The sequence below is a fragment of the Bartonella sp. TT110JLCBS genome (assembly GCF_042193405.1).
Lineage (GTDB): Bacteria > Pseudomonadota > Alphaproteobacteria > Rhizobiales > Rhizobiaceae > Bartonella.
Genome location: NZ_JBHILT010000261.1, coordinates 338 through 611, shown reverse-complemented (window position 1 = coordinate 611; position 274 = coordinate 338). Strand labels below are relative to the sequence as shown.

At 38.7% G+C, this 274-nt stretch carries 1 protein-coding gene; it reads left to right on the top strand.

Features of this window, described 5'->3' with window-relative positions; translation table 11 throughout:
• The coding region (locus ACFILW_RS10820) for a hypothetical protein (protein WP_375685833.1) at positions 1–274 on the top strand (274 nt) is incomplete at both ends.

Genomic DNA, 274 nt, shown 5'->3' with positions numbered 1-274 from the left:
ACCGATTTATCCGGCTCTTTTAACACTCCATTGCTTTATATCAATGGTACAGGTGAGCTGAACATTAATGGGATTGTTAACATTGGTAATGAAAACTTGGGTACCCAATTTAGTGATGTTTATGTTGACGGTAGTGGGACAATCCGGGTTAATGGTTCTAATGCTGCATTAAACTGTACTAGTGCAGGTACTGATTCTCGTAATGTTGTTGACGGGGTTATTAATTTAACAAGTGGTGGAAATTTCTACGTCACTAACGGAGGTTCATTGAATC